Source organism: Bradyrhizobium sp. CCBAU 11386 (assembly GCF_028128955.1).
Classification (GTDB): domain Bacteria; phylum Pseudomonadota; class Alphaproteobacteria; order Rhizobiales; family Xanthobacteraceae; genus Bradyrhizobium.
In genome coordinates this window covers 57,595-72,985 of sequence record NZ_LBKA01000255.1, presented here as the reverse complement: position 1 = coordinate 72,985, position 15,391 = coordinate 57,595, and the positions used below count along the sequence as shown (strand labels likewise).

The following is a 15,391-nucleotide window of genomic DNA, read 5'->3' as shown; positions in this document are numbered from 1 at the left end:
GGTTCCAGAGGGCGTTCAAGGTCATCTCAACAGCATATGATAGCTGCCGTTTGCTGTCGCTACGCTGAACGGACCTGAGGCTCACCGCCGCAGGAACGCCTCGAGCTTGGCGAACAGCGGGTTCTCCCGGTCGAACACGTAGTCGAGCGAGACCACCGAGACGGTCTCGGCGCCGTGCTCGCGCAGGAAGCTCGCGAGCGCATAGAGCTGCCCCGGCGGGCAGTGCAGCGTCAGCATGCCCGACGAGGTCGGCCCGCCGAACGGGGCCTCGACGCCGAAACGGCTGTGGGCCTCGCCGAGCAGGGCGGCGTCGCACTGCCGGAATCGGGTCCGGACCTCGCGGTACTTGTTGGCACGCGCCCGCGCCGCGATGTGGTCGAGGATGATTCGCGCGGTCTCCCGCGCCTGCGGCGACCAGTCGGCATCCCTGGAGGCGACCAGATTGGCCTGGCTGCGCAGGATCATACCGTCGTCGAGCACCCGCAAGCCGTTGGCGGCGAGGGTCGCGCCGGTCGTCGTGATGTCGACGATCAGCTCGGCGCTGCCGGCCGCCGGCGCGCCTTCGGTCGCGCCTGCGCTTTCGACGATGCGGTAATCGGTGATGCCGTGGCTCTGGAAGAACGCGCGGGTGAGATTGACGAACTTGGTCGCAACCCGCATCCGCATGTGATGCTGCTCGCGGAAGCCGGTGGTGACGTCGTCGAGGTCGGCCATGGTGCGGACGTCGATCCAGGCCTGCGGCACCGCCACCACGACGTCGGCATAGCCGAAGCCGAGCCCTTCGATCAGGGACACGTGCTTGTCGGCGTCCGCGATGTTCTCGCGCACCAGGTCCTCGCCGGTGACGCCGAGATGGGCGAAGCCGCGCGACAGCTGCGCGGCGATCTCGCTCGCCGAGAGATAGGCGACCTCGACATTGTCGAGGCCCGCGATGGTGCCGCGATAGTCGCGTGCGCCGCCGGCCTTCGACAGCTTGAGGCCCGCGCGGGCGAAAAAGGCCTCGGTGTTTTCCTGGAGGCGGCCCTTGGAGGGAACGGCCAGAACGAATGGCGCGCTCATGACTTAAGCTCCCACCTTGCGGCCGATCCGGGTCAGCGCGTCCACCCAGACCGAGAAACCGACCGCGGCGATCGGCTCGGCCGAACCGAGCTGGGTCATCAGCCCGTCATAGCGTCCGCCGGCGACCAGCGGCTCGGCGCCGTTGCCGCGGTGATGCAGCTCGAATTCGAAGCCGGTGTAATAGTCGAGCCCGCGTCCGAACGCGGTGGAGAAGCGCGTCTGCTTCACGTCGATGCCGCGCGCAGCCATGAAGCCGACCCGGCTCTCGAACTGATCGATCGCAGCCGTGAGGTCGAGCCTGGCGTCGGTTGTGAGCGCGCGCAGCTCGGCGATGGCGTCGTCGGGATTGCCTGTGATCGACAGGAAGCGCTTGAGCACGGCGATCGCCTCGCGCGGCAGCGCGCCGCCCTTCAGCGTCGATTGTTCGAGGAAGCGGTCGGCGATCTCGGCGGTGGTGCGGCCGCCGACATTGGTGGTCCCGGCGATCGACATCAAGTCGGTGACGAAGGCGAGCGCCGCCTTGCGGTCGGAGCCGGCGAGGGCTGCCAGCACGCCCTCATATTCGCTGCGGGTGGCGGTCGCCGCGGCCGCCAGCCGCTCCAGATCCTGCTCCAGGCTGATCTTGCGGTTGAAGTCCTTGACCAGGCGGCGCCGCCAGACCGGATAGAGGTTGAGCGCGTCGAGCAGTGCGTTGAACAGCGCCACGTCGCCGGTGCGGATCTCGACGTCGCGGACGCCGAAGGCGCTGGTTGCCTCCAGTGCCAGCGCCAGCATCTCGGCATCGGCCGCGGCGCGGTCCTGGCGGCCGAACGATTCGATGCCGGCCTGCAGAAATTCGCTGGCCTGGCCGCTGCGGTAGCGGAATACCGGACCGAGATAGCTGAACCCGGCCGGCTGGCCGGAGCGGCTGGAGGCGAGGTAATCGCGCGCCACCGGTATGGTCAGGTCCGGGCGCAGGCAGAGCTCCTCGCCGGTGAGGTCCGTGGTCAGGTACAGGCTCTTGCGGATGTCCTCGCCGGAAAGGTCCAGGAACGGCTCGGCGGGTTGCAGGATCGCCGGCTCGGCCCTGACATAGCCGGCCTGCGCGAACGACAAGAGCAGCGTATCCGCCCAGGCGGCGGAACCGGCAGCATTTGAGGTGGCAGTCGCGGTCATCTCAGGGGTCCATCGTCCCGGCGGAACCGGGCAGGGCAAGGGGAGGCAAGGGGAGGCAAGGCAGTTGGCGCAGCCCTTAGCATGGCCGGAAAGCGGTTTCGACCTCCAAAGGATCAATCGCTTAACGGCCGGCCAACTCCATCGTCATGGCCGGGCATAGCCGTCCGAAGGACGGCGTCGCTTCCGCTCGCCCATGACCCGGCCATCCACACCTTGCCCTCCGACAAGCCCGGGCATGACGACTTCCGGCGTTCTCAAATGTGATCACGCTAGGTGGCCTTTGCCGCCCCAATCGCCCAGCACCGCCTGCACCAGCGCCAGCGCCGCCACCGCGGCGGTGTCGGCCCGCATGATCCGGGGCCCCAGGGCGAGCCGCAGGATCTTCGGCTGCCGCAGCAACAGCGCCCGCTCTTCCTCGGCAAAGCCGCCTTCGGGGCCGATCAGCACGTCGATACCTTGTCCCGCCTCGCGCGCGCCGTGCAGGCTCTGAACGGGGTTTTCGACCTCCGCGGCCTCATCGCAGAAGATGAGCAGGCGACCCGCGGCGCGCTGGCCGAGGAAGCGCTCCAGCGGCACCGGCTCGGCGACGGTCGCGATGCTCAGGATGCCGCATTGCTCGGCCGCCTCGACCACGTTGGCCCGCATCCGCTCGGTGTTGACCCGGGAGGCCTGGGTGAACCGGGTCAGGACCGGTTGCAGGCCGGCAGCGCCCATCTCGATGGCCTTCTGGACCATGTAATCGAGCCGGGCGTGCTTGAGCGGGGCGAAGACGTAAGTGAGGTCCGCCAGCCGGTCCTGCGGCCGGGTCAGCTGGAGGATCACCAGGCCGTCCGGCCGTTTGCGGCCTTCGATGGCGGCCTGCCATTCGCCGTCGCGGCCGTTGAAGGCCAGCACCTCGGCCCCCGCGGCCAGCCGCAGCACATTGCCGAGATAATTGCTCTGGTCGCGGTCGAGCGGAACCCTGGCGTCCTGGGCGAGGGGGGCATCGACGAACAGGCGGGGGGCGCGAAAATCGTGGGAGGGCATCGTTCAAAGGTCCGATTTGTCGCCGTTATTAACCGAAAGCCGCCGTTTCGGGGGTAAATATTGCCAAACCGGTGCGTCGGCGCGCCGCGCTCTTGCCCTATTCGACGGGTTGTTAAGCGCCGGCGGGAATCGTAAAAACGCGAACACGCTGGTTGCGCTTCAATTGGGAAGACGCCGAACCCCGTAAGCTCCTGCCGGAGAGACTGCCTTGATGATCCGTCATTTGATGGTTCCGATCGCCGCCGCCATGGTCGCCATGGGGGCCGCGGGCGCCTATGCGCAAAGCGCCTTCCCGGCGCCGCTGCCGAACCAGGCCGCGAGCAGCTCGGCATTTCCGCCCGTGAACGGCTCCGCGCCGACCGCGTCCGTCGGCACGGCGCCGCAATCCTCGTTTCCCGCCAACGGCGCTGCGCCGATCGGTGGCGCCGGCGCCTTCAGCGCAGCCCCGCCGACGCAAGCGCCGGGCGAGGACTGCATGAAGGGGTTCGTCCCGTTGCGCGAAGAGGCCGAGAAGCGCGGCAAGCTGATCAAGGCCGCGAGCGACCGTCATGCGACGCCGGACGAGGCCTGCAAGCTGATCGGCAATTTCAGCCAGGCCGAGCTCAAGATGATCAAGTATGTCGAGGCGAATGGCGCCAAATGCGGAATCCCGCCGCAGATCGGCGCGCAGATGAAAGATGGCCACAAGAACACCGAGGCCATGCAGAAGAAGGTCTGTACGGTCGCGCAGCAGATGCAGCAGCAGCCGCGCGGTCCGGCCGGTCCGTCGCTGAGCGAGGTGCTGGGGTCGGGCTCGGCGCCTGAGGCCAACGCCGGCAAGAAGGGCGGCAGCACCTTCGACACGCTCAACGGCAACGTCCTCACCCGATGAGCGACACGAGCACCCGCGTTGCCGACTCCACCGGCAACTGGGTCGATACGCTCGCGCCGCAATGGGCGCGGCCCTATTTGCGATTGTCCCGCTTCGATCGTCCGATCGGCTCCTGGCTTCTCCTGATGCCATGCTGGTGGTCGGCGGCGCTTGCCGCCGGCATTGCGCACGACGTAAGCCGCCTGCCGCTCACCATCGTCCTGTTCTTCATCGGCGCCTTCGTCATGCGCGGAGCAGGCTGCACCTGGAACGACATCACCGACCGCGACCTCGACGACAAGGTCGAGCGCACCCGCTCGCGGCCGCTGCCGTCGGGGCAGGTGACCACGAAGCAGGCGCTGGCCTTCATGGTCGCGCAGGCCCTGATCGGTCTCGTGGTGCTCCTGCAATTCAATCGCTTCGCGGTCCTGACCGGCATCGCCTCGCTTCTGATCGTCGCGATCTACCCCTTCATGAAGCGCATCACCTGGTGGCCGCAGATCGTGCTCGGGCTCGCCTTCTCCTGGGGCGCGCTGATGGGCTTTGCCGTCACTTTCGGCCGCATCGACGTCACCGCACTCGTGCTCTATGGCGGATCAATCGCCTGGGTGATCGGCTATGACACGATCTACGCGCATCAGGATGCCGAGGACGATGCGCTGATCGGCATCAAGTCGACCGCGCGCCTGTTTGGCGCGCACACGCACCAGGCGCTGATCCTGTTCTATGGGCTCGCGGTGATGCTGATCGGCGTCGCGCTGGCGTCAGGCGATGTGCGCTGGCCCGCCTGGCTCGGGCTTGCCGCTTTCGCCGCCCATCTGGCCTGGCAGGTCATGCGGCTCCGGATCGATGATCCCGCGCTTTGCCTGCGCCTGTTCAAGTCGAACCGCGATGCGGGGCTGTTGTTGTTTGCGGGATTGCTCGCCGACGCCGTGCTGCGGGCCGGTTAGTTTCGTAGGGTGGGTTAGCGAAGCGTAACCCACCACTTTCTTTCCGCGCGGATAGATCTTGGTGGGTTACGCCTTCGGCTAACCCACCCTACGGCACTGCGAGTGCCGCTCAATTCCTTGCGATGATCTCGCGCTCGCCGTGATGAACCGACAGCTCGCGCGCCATGGCGGTGCGCCGGCGCATCAGGAATTTCGGACGGCGGGCGCGGATCGCGTTGGCGCGGCGGCGGCGCGGTGCGGGCTTGCGGGCGCCTTCGTCGAGCTGCGGAAGCGCGAAGATCTCGCTCCAGACCGCCCAGGCTTCGGTGAGCTCGTCGCCATCGGCGCCGACCAGCAGCGGAACGGAGAGCGAGGGGTCGCGATGGACGAGGACGAGGGCCTGCGCCTCGTCGTTGCCGCGCAGCGCGACGCCGGTGAAGTCGCTGACGCGTACGTTGATCGCCATCTGCATGCCGCGGACGGCACGGCGCAGCACGACGCGTTCGCGATGAAGCTCGATCTGCCTTGTGTATCCGTCGGCGCGCGGGTCATGCGCATCGAAGCGGACCGGAAGGGAAAGGGGGTCGAGCCGCAAGCTGCGGCCCGACCCGGCGGGAGCGATCCCGCTTGTTGCTGTTTGACGCCTCACGGCTTTAGTTCTCCCCGCCAGGATTATGTTCCCGGTCGATGCGAGGACCTTAGCGCGGCGGCTTCCGAAACCGCTTAAAAAGGCTGGTTAACCCAGCGTCACCGCGGCTCATGATTGACAAGACCTTGGCGCGCATGATTGACGAGACGTTGCGCCGAAGTCGCGAATCTGAGCTTTTGGCGGGCTGAAAATGCTTGAAGTCCGCGCTATCAGGGCACATCTGTGGGTTCCGGTCCCGAACCCCCGCCCCCCAACAGGATTTCGTTTGTGAACCCTTCACCAAGCTCGACGCTTTCGCCCAAAGCCAATCGCGACCTGTTCGATCAGTCCGCGCTGTCCGATCTCGCGCAGCGGCTGGTCGAGGCGGCCAGGCGCGCCGGCGCGGATGCGGCCGATGCGGTCGCAGTGCGCGGCGTCTCGCAAGGCGTCGAGGTGCGCGACGGCCGTGTCGAGGAATCCGAGCGGTCCGAGGGCGACGATGTCGGCCTGCGCGTTCTGGTCGGCCAGCGCCAGGCGGTGGTCTCGACCAACGACGTCAGCGGCGATGCCGTGACCAAGCTCGCGGAACGCGCGGTCGCGATGGCGCGCGTCGCACCTAGCGACAAATATGTCGGCCTCGCCGATCCCGCGCTGCTTGCGCGCGACTTCCCCGATCTCGATCTGCTCGATCCCGATGTGCCGGCTACCGGGGAGCTCGAGCGCCGCGCGCTCGAAGCCGAGGCTGCGGCGCTCGCGGTGAAGGGCGTGACCAAGTCCGGCGGTGCCTCGGCCTCCGCCGGCATCGGCGGCATGGTGCTCGTCACCAGCACCGGCTTTCACGGCTCCTACTTGCGCTCCAGCCAGGGCATCTCGGCCACCGCGATATCAGGCGAGGGCACCGGCATGGAGCGCGATTACGATTTCACCTCGGCGCCGCATGGGGCCGATCTGCTGTCGCCGGGGCTCGTCGGCCGTTCCGCCGGCGAGCGTACCGTGGCGCGCTACAATCCGCGCAAGGTCGAGACCTGCAAGGTCCCGGTCGTGTTCGATCCGCGCGTTGCAGGCTCCCTGGTCGGCCACGTCGTCGGCGCCATCAACGGCGCCTCGATCGCGCGCAAGACCAGCTTCCTGAAGGACAAGCTCGGCCAGCAGCTGTTCGCCAAGAACATCCGCATCATCGACGATCCCCTGCGCAAGCGCGGCCTGCGCTCGCAGACCTTCGATGCCGAAGGCGTCGCGGTGAAGAAGACCGCGCTGATCGACGAGGGCGTGTTGACGACCTGGCTGCTTGATTGCGCCACCGCGCGGGAGCTGGGCCTTGCCACCACCGGCCACGCCCATCGCGGCGTCTCGTCCTCGCCCTCGCCCGGGCCGTACAATCTGCATCTCGAGGCCGGCACGCCGACGCCGGCCGAGCTGATCGCCGACATCAAGCAGGGCTTCTACGTCACCGACCTGATCGGCTCCGGCGTCAACGGCGTCACCGGCGATTACAGCCGCGGCGCCTCCGGCTTCTGGATCGAGAACGGCGAGATCACCTATCCCGTCAGCGAGGTGACGATCGCGGGCCACCTGTTCGAGATCTTCAAGTCGATGCAGCCCGCCAACAATCTCGAGTTCCGCTATGGCATCAATGCGCCGACGGTGCGCATCGAGGGTTTGACGCTTGGCGGACGCTGACGCGAACTCTCTCGACGCGACGATCCTGACCCGCGACGCAGCGCTGCTGAAGGACACGGTGCGGGAAGCGGGCGCGCTCGCGCAGTCGATGTTCCGCACCGAGCTCAGGAAATGGACCAAGGGCGCGTCCTCGCCGGTGTCGGAAGCCGACATCGCCGTCAACGACCTGCTCGAAGCGCGCCTGCGCAGTGCCACGCCCGACTATGGCTGGCTGTCGGAGGAGAGCGCCGACGACGCCACGCGGCTGTCGCGGCGGCTCGTCTGGGTGGTAGATCCCATCGACGGCACGCGCAACTATCTGGGCGGCCACGACGACTGGTGCGTCAGCGTGGCGCTGGTCGCGGATGCCGCGCCGGTGCTGGCCGCGGTGTTCGCGCCGACCAGCGGCGAGTTCTTCTTCGCGGCCCGCGGCCAGGGCACGCTGCTCAACGACAAGCCGGTGCGGGCGACGTCCGGGTCCACGCTCGATTTCTCCCGCATGGCCGGCCCCAAGCCGATGGTCGAGCGGCTCAACAGCTCCGGCGGCGACATCAAGCTGCACCCGCGAATCGGCTCGCTCGCGCTCCGGCTCTGCCGGGTCGCCCATGGCGCGCTGGATGCGGCTTTTGCGGGCGGCAACAGCCATGATTGGGACCTTGCGGCGGCCGATTTGATCGTGCAGGAAGCGGATGGTAGGATGAGTGACCTCTCCGGAGATCCCATCCTCTATAACCGCCGGGAAGTGGCGCACGGAGTGCTGGTGGCAGCGGGTCGCGATCGTCATGCGAGCATTGTCGCGCATTTTCGAAATCGTCCCTTGCCCTGAGCGCTTTCGCTGTGCTTGTCGAACACTGCTTTGCCGGGCAGCCCGTTAGGAAGAGAACCCATGCCAGATAGTGCCCCGCAACAACTGCTCCATCTCGTCATCGGAGGCGAACTGCTCGATCTCGAGCACAACACCTTCAAGAACCTCGACGACGTCGAGATCGTCGGCCTTTATCCGAACTATGCGTCCGCTCACGTCGCCTGGCGCGCCAAGGCGCAGAGCACGGTCGACAACGCGCAGATGCGCTACTTCATCGTCCATCTCCACCGGCTGCTCGACCCGAATCAAGAAACGAAGGCGCGTTGAAAAGGCTGCTTCGCAATACGCTGCGGAGCAGCTTCGTTCAGCGTGCCGTCGGGGTCCTGGCGGCCGAATATCTGCGTCTGGTCTGGCGGACCAACACATTCACGTTCGATCCGCCGGACGTCTATGAACGCGTCGAGCCGCAGATCCCCGCCATCTTCGCCTTCTGGCACGGCCAGCATTTCCTCACCCCCTTCATCAAGAACAAGGACTGGTACAAGGCCAGGGTCCTGATCTCGCGGCATCGCGACGGCGAGTTCAACGCGATCGCCGCCGAGCGGCTCGGCATCGGCACCATCCGCGGTTCCGGCGACCATGGCGGCGCCTTCCACCGCAAGGGCGGCGTCGGCGCCTTCAAGGAAATGGTGCGGACGCTTCAGGACGGTTGTAATGTCGCCCTGACCGCCGATGTCCCCAAGCGCTCGCGCGTGGCCGGGCTCGGCATCATCATGCTGGCACGGGAATCGGGGCGGCCGATCATGCCTTTTGCGATGGCGACCAGCCGCTTCATCCGGCTCAAGAACTGGGACCGCACCACCATCCATTTGCCATTCGGGCGGGGCGCATTGGTCGGCATCAAGGAAATCCACGTTCCGCCGGACGCCGACGCCGCCATGATGGAAGCGCTGCGGCTGGAGCTGGAGGAGACGTTGAACGAGGCGACCCGCCGCGCCTATGCGCAGCTCGGCCGCCCGGGGCCGGAAGATGCCTAACACGCTCCCGATGACGCTGCGGATGTATCAACGCCTAGCCTCCGGCCTGGTGCCGCTCGCGCCTGCGCTGATCAAGCGGCGGCTGAAGCAGGGCAAGGAAGACCCCGCGCGCGTCGGCGAGCGGCGTGGCCTGTCCCGGGACGTGCGGCCGCATGGTCCGCTGGTCTGGATCCACGGCGCCAGCGTCGGCGAGGTGCTGGCCGCGGCGGCGCTGATCGAGCGCCTGCGCGATCTCAATTTGCGCATCCTGCTCACGTCGGGCACCGTCACCTCGGCCGCGGTGGTGGCCAAGCGTTTTCCGCCCGACGTCATCCATCAATACGTGCCGTATGATTCCCCGCGCTATGTCGCGCGCTTCCTCGACCACTGGAAGCCGTCGCTGGCGCTGTTCATCGAATCCGACCTTTGGCCGAACCTGATCCTGGCGGGCGCAACGCGACGGGTGCCGATGGTGCTGATCAACGGGCGGATGTCGCCGCGCTCCTTCCCGCGCTGGCAGCGCATGTACGGCACCATCTCGGCGCTGCTGTCGCGCTTCGACATCTGCCTCGCGCAGTCCAAGACCGACGCCGAACGCTTCTCCGCGCTCGGCGGCCGCGACGTTCTCACCACGGGCAATCTCAAGCTCGACGTGCCGGCGCCGCCGGCCGATCCCGCCAAGCTCGAACGGCTGATGGCGATGACGCGCGGGCGGCCGATCATCGTCGCGGCCTCGACCCATCCGGGCGAGGACGAGATGCTGGTGGCGGCGCATCGCAGCCTCGTCGGTTTCTTCCCGCAGCTTCTGACGGTGATCGTGCCGCGCCACCCGGATCGCGGCTCCTCGATCTCGGGCCTGATCACCGCGTCGGGCCTGAAGCCGGCGCTGCGCTCGCGCGAGGAGCTGCCGACGGCGACCACCGATGTCTATGTCGCCGACACCATGGGTGAGCTCGGCCTGTTCTACCGCCTCTCGCCGATCGTGTTCATGGGCGGATCGCTGATCCGCCATGGCGGCCAGAATCCGATCGAGGCGATCAAGCTCGGTGCTGCCATCGTCCACGGTCCGCACGTCTTCAACTTCGCCGACGTCTACGAAGCGCTCGATGCGAGCGGCGGCGCGCGCCAGGCCGACACGCAGGAGCTTCTGGTCAAGCAGCTCGGCCAGTTGCTCGCCGATCCCACCGTGCGCGACAAGCTGCAGCACGCAGGCAGCAGCGTGGTCGAGCAGCTCGGCGGCGCGCTGGAGCGCACCATGACCGCGCTCGAGCCGTATCTGCTGCAATTGCGGATCGAGATGGGAGCCGCCAATGCGTGAGCCGGCCTTCTGGTACCGGCCGCGTTCCCCAGAGTCCCAAATCCTCCGTCCCCTGGGCGCGCTCTATGGCGCGATCACGGCGCGTCGCATGGCGCTCAAGGGTTTCGATGCCGGCATCCCCGTGATCTGCGTCGGCAACTATCATGTTGGCGGTGCCGGCAAGACGCCCACCGTGCTGGCGCTGACGAAGCTCCTGCGCGAGCTCGGCGAGACGCCTGTCGTGCTCAGCCGCGGCTATGGCGGGCGCCTGAACGGCCCTGTCATGGTCGATCGCGCGCGTCACATCGCAGCCGACATCGGCGACGAGCCGCTGATGATGGCGCGCGACGTTCCGGTCGTCGTCGCGCGCGACCGCCTCGACGGCGTCGCGCTCGCCAAATCACAAGGCGCCACCGTGATCCTGATGGACGACGGCTTCCAGAACCCGCACCTGCTGAAGGATACCTCGTTGATCGTGATCGATAGCGAGCGCGGCATCGGCAACGGCAAGGTGTTTCCCGCCGGTCCCCTGCGCGCGCCGCTGAAGGCGCAGCTCGCGCGCACCGACGCGCTGGTGCTGATCGGCGACGGCCGTGCCGCCAACGACGTCGCCGCCGAGCTCGCCAAGCGCAACAAGCCCGAGCTGCGCGCGCGCCTGAAGCCGGTCGCTGCCTCGGTCGCGCAGATCTTCGGCAAGCGGGTTTTCGCCTTCGCCGGCATCGGCGATCCCGAACGCTTCTTCCGCACCCTGCGCGCCAGCGGCATCGAGGTCGCGCGCACGCGTTCCTTCGCCGATCATCACGTGTTCTCGCCCGAGGAGATTGCCGCGCTCGCGGCGGACGCCCAGCGCGAGCAGCTCACGCTGGTGACGACGGAAAAGGACCTCGCGCGCCTGCGTGGCAGCGAGTGCGTGCCCGACGGCATCGTGCCGTTCGCGGTTCAGCTCGAATTCGACGAGCCCGCAAAGCTGCGGCAGTTGATCAGCGACCATCTCTACAAGGCGCGCGAGCGGCGGTTCGGCAGGCGATGATCGCGTAGGGATGGCAAAGCGGCTCCGCGTAGCCCAAAGAGCGGGGGACGGAAAAACAGTCCAGCGCCATGCGATATGTGACAATCGATCGGGGCGACATGTCGCGGCTGATGAAGTCTCTTCCGCACGTTCGGGAGTTGATGTAGCCTTTCATGAGAGCCGTCACCGGGACGTGCCGAACTCCTGGCAATCATCGGCGGCGTTTATGTCCACGGCGGGCAGTGTACCTTCATCATTTCAAATGCGGCGGCCGTAACGACCAGTTCGGAACGGCAGGCAGAATTATTGTCAAAAGCACAGAGGAGAACATGCCATGCATTTTTGCCTCACCGGACAATACACACCACGCGCGCTCAACGCCATTTTGGAAAACCCCACGACCAATCGCCAGGAGGCGGCGAGAAAACTCATCGAAGCGGCCGGCGGCAAGCTGATTTCGATGTACAGCGTTGCGGCCGACGGCCCAGGCGTTCTGGTGATTTTCGATGTGCCTGATCCGGGTGCGGCTCCGGCGATTTCCGGCCTGACCGTCGCGGCGGGCACTCTGCAGGACGTGAAACTGACTCGGTTGTTCACGCAGGACGAGATCAAGCAGGTCCGCCAGAACGCGGCGAAGCTGCGTCCTTCGTATACTCCGCCCGGAGGCTGACATCCGGATCTCGAGCGATGCCGCCGCAGGAGGGTCCAGCGGCGGCAACGCTCACGTCACAGCAAGAATCAGTTCTGCAAACCGAGGTGAGGCGAAGGCCTTCCGGCGTCCATTGACGGACGATGCGGGACGGCACGTGCTGCGTCCGGCGCCGTATGTCCGAGTGAACGTGCTTGCCTGCGACCCAGGTAGCGGATTGCGATCGCGGTTCAGCAATCAGTCATGCTCACCACGTTCCAACGGCCATCATTCCGATGATGGTCAGGCACGAGACGCAGGCCACCATGACAGTATAGCATTCGGGTGTATTCATCGCTGCCTCCCAAACTGCTGCCAATTGCTTGGTCACTGCTACGCGGGAGAGATCGCCGGTCTTGGGGCCGCTTCAATTCGGCACGCCGCGACCGGTCTTGTCTTGTGCGTCCGTCCTCTCATCGTCACCCTGATCTGCAGGATGATAATGCGCTTCGAGAGCTTCAGAGCGTTCAGCTGCGATCAGAAGCTGTTTCCGCATTTCAGCGAGGCGGGCGCGGCAATATTCACGATAGAGCAGGTCCAGTATGGTGGGCATGATCACCCCCATCGTTTGGCTTTCGATTTACAGACATTCCACCGCAAATTTTCGAGGTGATCGTAACCCGCCGGATGGCTCTTCGATATGAGCCCGTTCACAGACTGCGCCAATTCCAAAGCTCAATGGCCGTTTGGTTGACTTGATTGTCTGTGCGATAAAAAGAGCAGGGCCAGTTACCTAAGATGCAGCATAGCAGCCCTCTGTTTCACCAAGACTTCGTCAAACAACTTAAGGGCGCCGATCCGCAACAAAGAATCCAACCACAGCGCGAAATGACTAACTACGAAGTGCAAGCACTACGCGATGCAACGCGGATCGGCACGAGGGAGATCATTTCGGAGACCCGCAAGTTGAGACGCCGACACATCCATCCCCATGTCTCGCGATAGGCTGCATTGCTCGTGCTTCCCTGCGCGACGAAATCGCTCCACTCCTCTCGGATCACCGTGCGATAGAGTCCGGGAGGTGCTCTCCAGCGCGACGACATCATTCACGCGACATTCATCGCAAAACGCCTATCGGTCTGGGACCGATCAGGAGAATTCGATGAAACTGCCGTCCGCGACTGTCGCCGCCAGCCTTGTGTGTCTGATTGTTGCGCCCGTGTTTGCACAAACGACGCCGCCCGCCGCTTCGACCGGCACGGTGCCGGTTCCCGCGACCAAGCGCGTCACATGCTTAAGCTCGACGCAGAACCTGAAGGGGCAGGACAAGCGCGACCAGCTGCAGCTCTGCATGGCGCAGGCGCGAGTCGATTGCCTGAAGCAGGCGATCGATCAGAAGGTCGTCGGCGAGCCCAGGAAGACCTTCATCAAGACCTGCGTGGGCGAGAATGCCACGGAGCAGCAATAGAGGCGCGGGCGCGGCCTCACGGCTGCGGCTTCGGTGCGCCGGGGAAATGCCGCTGCAGCACGGCGGCCGGCGTGGCGTAGGCCTCTTGCAGGTCCACGCTCCAGTATTTCAATTCGTCGAGCGGGATCCGCGTGTCGGTGATCGCGCAGCGCACATAGGTTCCCGGCGAGATCACGCGGAAATCGCCGTCGAGATATTGCACCTGCGCTTCGCCATGGCCGGAAGAGCCGAACTTGTTCAGCACGGTCGAAAGTCTCCGTGGAAGGCCTCTCCGTAGAAAACCTGGAGGGCACGATGTGTTGAACGGGATGTAGCATAGATAGGGTGGCCTGTCCGCCCGGTAAACCCACCGGTTTGTGATGTTTTGCCGCTGTTTCCGCGTGATAGTGCTTCGGGCGAAGGATCGTCCCGGCGCCCGCGGCCGGCACCTGATACGGCAGAGTCCGATGCGCCTGCGACTGACCGCCCTGTTCCTGATGCTGTTGATGTCGGCCGCGCGCGCCGCGCCTGCGCCGCAGCAGGTCGAGATTCCGCTGTCGTCCGGCGTCCTGCATGCGCAGCTCTACAAGCCCGAGGGCGCGGGGCCGTTTCCGACCGTGATCGCGCTGCATGGCTGCGGCGGCCTTGGCGGCCATGGCGATCCCGTATTGCCGCGCTATCGCGACTGGGCGGAGCGGTTGCTCAAGGCTGGTAACGCGGTGTTGCTGCCCGACAGCTACGGCTCGCGTGAGCTCGGGCCGCAATGCCGCGTCAAGGAGACGCACGTCAAGGCGCGGCGCGAGCGTGTCGCCGATGTTGCGGCCGCGCGCGCCTGGCTGATGAAGCAGGCCTGGGTCGCACGCGACCGCGTCAGCCTGATCGGCTGGGCCAACGGCGCGAGCACGCTGCTGTGGGCGGTGCGTCCGCAGAATGCGGCGCGCGACGCAGGGCCGGATTTCCGAGCGGCGATTGCGTTCTATCCGGATTGCCGGATTTCCGCCGGCCTCGGCTGGAGCACGCGGGTGCCGACGCTGGTTTTGATCGGCGCCGATGACGACGTGTCGTCGCCGTCGGCCTGCCGCCAGATGGTCGAGGGTGCGCATGGCCGCAGCGCGCTCGCGCGCATCGTGGTCTATCCCGGCGCCTATCACGATTTCGACCGCGCCAACACGCCTCTGCACGCCGCTGCCGGCAGCAGCGACGCCGCCGCGCCCGAGCACGGCCATCTCGGCACCGATGCGGTCGCGCGCGCGGAGTCGCAGAAGCAAGTCGCGGAGTGGCTGGCGCGGTGATGAATATCCAGTAGCCCGGATGAGCGAAGCGATATCCGGGAAGACAGTTCCCGCATATCGCTTCGCTCATGCGGGCTACGGGGCGACGGATTCCCAAGCGGGGCCGCCCGAGGAACAATTTGAGGCGGACAGCCCCGCATCGACCACCGCCCTGCACGGATAATGGCCGACTGTGAATCTACGGATCGCGCGCGGCTGCGGTTTCAGCATGTGGCGGTGCCATAGTTCGACCACGATGTCGGTTAAACGCATCTCACATGCGCAACCGCATCACTCTCTTCGCCTCCGCACTGATCGTCTTCACCGTCGCGGTCTTCCTGTTCGAAGCCCATGCCGGCGCGCCAATGCTCGCGCCGGAACATTGCGGCTTCTGGACCACGATCGACGCGGGATTGTCCTGCCGGTAAGGCGGGCTGCATCCACAGCGTCATTGCGAGCGCAGCGAAGCAATCCAGAATCTTTGCGCGGAGGGAGTCTGGATTGCTTCGCTGCGCTCGCAATGACGAGGTTGGAGCTGCACGTGCACGCCACACACGCGCTGTCATCGCCCGGCTTGACCGGGCGATCCAGTACTCCGAGACGTCCGTGGTT

At 66.1% G+C, this 15,391-nt stretch carries 18 protein-coding genes; 12 read left to right on the top strand and 6 right to left on the bottom strand.

Translation table 11 applies throughout. The features are described from left to right. Positions 1-81: 81 nt before the first annotated feature. The 3 genes from hisG to XI09_RS36475 form a co-directional block, all read right to left on the bottom strand. Positions 82-1,059, bottom strand: coding sequence for an ATP phosphoribosyltransferase (hisG, locus tag XI09_RS36485; RefSeq protein WP_271571197.1), 978 nt, complete (start codon positions 1,057-1,059; stop codon positions 82-84). Between the two features lie 3 nt (positions 1,060-1,062). After that, positions 1,063-2,214 (bottom strand): ATP phosphoribosyltransferase regulatory subunit, encoded by a 1,152-nt coding sequence (locus XI09_RS36480; protein ID WP_271571196.1) that lies wholly within the window; start codon positions 2,212-2,214, stop codon positions 1,063-1,065. Between the two features lie 264 nt (positions 2,215-2,478). Beyond that, on the bottom strand, positions 2,479-3,240 hold the full coding sequence (locus tag XI09_RS36475) for a 16S rRNA (uracil(1498)-N(3))-methyltransferase (protein ID WP_271571195.1): 762 nt from the start codon (positions 3,238-3,240) through the stop codon (positions 2,479-2,481). Between the two features lie 211 nt (positions 3,241-3,451). On the opposite strand from XI09_RS36475, the gene XI09_RS36470 reads away from it, so the two are divergent. After that, complete coding sequence (locus XI09_RS36470; protein ID WP_271571194.1) at positions 3,452-4,111, top strand: hypothetical protein; 660 nt, start codon at positions 3,452-3,454, stop codon at positions 4,109-4,111. After that, the gene (gene ubiA / locus XI09_RS36465) at positions 4,108-5,040 is read left to right on the top strand and encodes a 4-hydroxybenzoate octaprenyltransferase (RefSeq protein WP_271571193.1); all 933 of its coding nucleotides are present in this window, start codon (positions 4,108-4,110) and stop codon (positions 5,038-5,040) included. Before XI09_RS36470 ends, ubiA begins: the two co-directional genes overlap by 4 nt. A gap of 109 nt (positions 5,041-5,149) precedes the next feature. Here ubiA and XI09_RS36460 read toward each other — a convergent pair whose 3' ends face one another. Beyond that, entirely contained in the window at positions 5,150-5,668 is a 519-nt protein-coding gene (locus XI09_RS36460) for a DUF6101 family protein (RefSeq protein ID WP_271571192.1), read from the bottom strand. Between the two features lie 267 nt (positions 5,669-5,935). On the opposite strand from XI09_RS36460, the gene XI09_RS36455 reads away from it, so the two are divergent. The 7 genes from XI09_RS36455 to XI09_RS36425 all read left to right on the top strand — a co-directional run bounded on the left by XI09_RS36455 (position 5,936) and on the right by XI09_RS36425 (position 12,103). Beyond that, positions 5,936-7,327 carry a TldD/PmbA family protein gene (locus XI09_RS36455; RefSeq protein WP_271571191.1) on the top strand — a complete coding sequence of 464 codons (1,392 nt, stop codon included), beginning with the start codon at positions 5,936-5,938 and terminating at the stop codon, positions 7,325-7,327. Continuing rightward, positions 7,314-8,132 carry a 3'(2'),5'-bisphosphate nucleotidase CysQ gene (locus XI09_RS36450; protein WP_271571190.1) on the top strand — a complete coding sequence of 273 codons (819 nt, stop codon included), beginning with the start codon at positions 7,314-7,316 and terminating at the stop codon, positions 8,130-8,132. The genes XI09_RS36455 and XI09_RS36450 overlap by 14 nt, the downstream gene beginning before the upstream one ends. A 60-nt stretch (positions 8,133-8,192) precedes the next feature. Next, positions 8,193-8,438, top strand: a complete 246-nt coding sequence (locus tag XI09_RS36445; protein WP_011090249.1) for a DUF4170 domain-containing protein — start codon at positions 8,193-8,195, stop codon at positions 8,436-8,438. After that, positions 8,435-9,148, top strand: a complete 714-nt coding sequence (locus tag XI09_RS36440; RefSeq protein ID WP_271571189.1) for a lysophospholipid acyltransferase family protein — start codon at positions 8,435-8,437, stop codon at positions 9,146-9,148. Before XI09_RS36445 ends, XI09_RS36440 begins: the two co-directional genes overlap by 4 nt. Next, positions 9,111-10,445, top strand: a complete 1,335-nt coding sequence (locus XI09_RS36435) for a 3-deoxy-D-manno-octulosonic acid transferase (protein ID WP_271571188.1) — start codon at positions 9,111-9,113, stop codon at positions 10,443-10,445. Before XI09_RS36440 ends, XI09_RS36435 begins: the two co-directional genes overlap by 38 nt. Continuing rightward, positions 10,438-11,454: a tetraacyldisaccharide 4'-kinase gene (lpxK, locus tag XI09_RS36430; RefSeq protein WP_271571187.1), complete on the top strand. Its 1,017-nt coding sequence runs from the start codon at positions 10,438-10,440 to the stop codon at positions 11,452-11,454. Before XI09_RS36435 ends, lpxK begins: the two co-directional genes overlap by 8 nt. A gap of 313 nt (positions 11,455-11,767) precedes the next feature. After that, positions 11,768-12,103 carry a GYD domain-containing protein gene (locus XI09_RS36425; protein ID WP_271571186.1) on the top strand — a complete coding sequence of 112 codons (336 nt, stop codon included), beginning with the start codon at positions 11,768-11,770 and terminating at the stop codon, positions 12,101-12,103. A 385-nt stretch (positions 12,104-12,488) separates the two neighbouring features. Here XI09_RS36425 and XI09_RS36420 read toward each other — a convergent pair whose 3' ends face one another. Further along, positions 12,489-12,674, bottom strand: a complete 186-nt coding sequence (locus tag XI09_RS36420) for a hypothetical protein (protein ID WP_271571185.1) — start codon at positions 12,672-12,674, stop codon at positions 12,489-12,491. 549 nt (positions 12,675-13,223) lie between these two features. Here XI09_RS36420 and XI09_RS36415 point away from each other — a divergent pair. After that, the gene (locus XI09_RS36415) at positions 13,224-13,529 is read left to right on the top strand and encodes a hypothetical protein (protein ID WP_092187548.1); all 306 of its coding nucleotides are present in this window, start codon (positions 13,224-13,226) and stop codon (positions 13,527-13,529) included. A gap of 16 nt (positions 13,530-13,545) precedes the next feature. Here the strand turns inward: XI09_RS36415 and XI09_RS36410 are convergent, their stop codons facing one another. Further along, positions 13,546-13,773, bottom strand: a complete 228-nt coding sequence (locus tag XI09_RS36410) for a DUF2093 domain-containing protein (RefSeq protein WP_271571184.1) — start codon at positions 13,771-13,773, stop codon at positions 13,546-13,548. A gap of 202 nt (positions 13,774-13,975) precedes the next feature. On the opposite strand from XI09_RS36410, the gene XI09_RS36405 reads away from it, so the two are divergent. Both XI09_RS36405 and XI09_RS36400 read left to right on the top strand, forming a co-directional pair. Next, on the top strand, positions 13,976-14,800 hold the full coding sequence (locus tag XI09_RS36405) for a dienelactone hydrolase family protein (RefSeq protein WP_271571183.1): 825 nt from the start codon (positions 13,976-13,978) through the stop codon (positions 14,798-14,800). A gap of 257 nt (positions 14,801-15,057) precedes the next feature. Continuing rightward, positions 15,058-15,207, top strand: a complete 150-nt coding sequence (locus tag XI09_RS36400) for a hypothetical protein (RefSeq protein ID WP_271571182.1) — start codon at positions 15,058-15,060, stop codon at positions 15,205-15,207. Positions 15,208-15,391: the final 184 nt, after the last annotated feature.

Bases quoted from the DNA above. Each gene is read 5' to 3' on its own strand.
- XI09_RS36475 (WP_271571195.1), bottom strand. From the start codon at position 3,240: ATGCCCTCCCACGATTTTCGCGCCCCCCGCCTGTTCGTCGATGCCCCC.
- XI09_RS36445 (WP_011090249.1), top strand. From the start codon at position 8,193: ATGCCAGATAGTGCCCCGCAACAACTGCTCCATCTCGTCATCGGAGGC.
- ubiA (WP_271571193.1), top strand. From the start codon at position 4,108: ATGAGCGACACGAGCACCCGCGTTGCCGACTCCACCGGCAACTGGGTC.
- XI09_RS36420 (WP_271571185.1), bottom strand. From the start codon at position 12,674: ATGCCCACCATACTGGACCTGCTCTATCGTGAATATTGCCGCGCCCGC.
- lpxK (WP_271571187.1), top strand. From the start codon at position 10,438: ATGCGTGAGCCGGCCTTCTGGTACCGGCCGCGTTCCCCAGAGTCCCAA.
- XI09_RS36415 (WP_092187548.1), top strand. From the start codon at position 13,224: ATGAAACTGCCGTCCGCGACTGTCGCCGCCAGCCTTGTGTGTCTGATT.
- XI09_RS36425 (WP_271571186.1), top strand. From the start codon at position 11,768: ATGCATTTTTGCCTCACCGGACAATACACACCACGCGCGCTCAACGCC.
- XI09_RS36470 (WP_271571194.1), top strand. From the start codon at position 3,452: ATGATCCGTCATTTGATGGTTCCGATCGCCGCCGCCATGGTCGCCATG.
- XI09_RS36435 (WP_271571188.1), top strand. From the start codon at position 9,111: ATGCGCAGCTCGGCCGCCCGGGGCCGGAAGATGCCTAACACGCTCCCG.
- XI09_RS36480 (WP_271571196.1), bottom strand. From the start codon at position 2,214: ATGACCGCGACTGCCACCTCAAATGCTGCCGGTTCCGCCGCCTGGGCG.
- XI09_RS36400 (WP_271571182.1), top strand. From the start codon at position 15,058: ATGCGCAACCGCATCACTCTCTTCGCCTCCGCACTGATCGTCTTCACC.
- hisG (WP_271571197.1), bottom strand. From the start codon at position 1,059: ATGAGCGCGCCATTCGTTCTGGCCGTTCCCTCCAAGGGCCGCCTCCAG.
- XI09_RS36405 (WP_271571183.1), top strand. From the start codon at position 13,976: ATGCGCCTGCGACTGACCGCCCTGTTCCTGATGCTGTTGATGTCGGCC.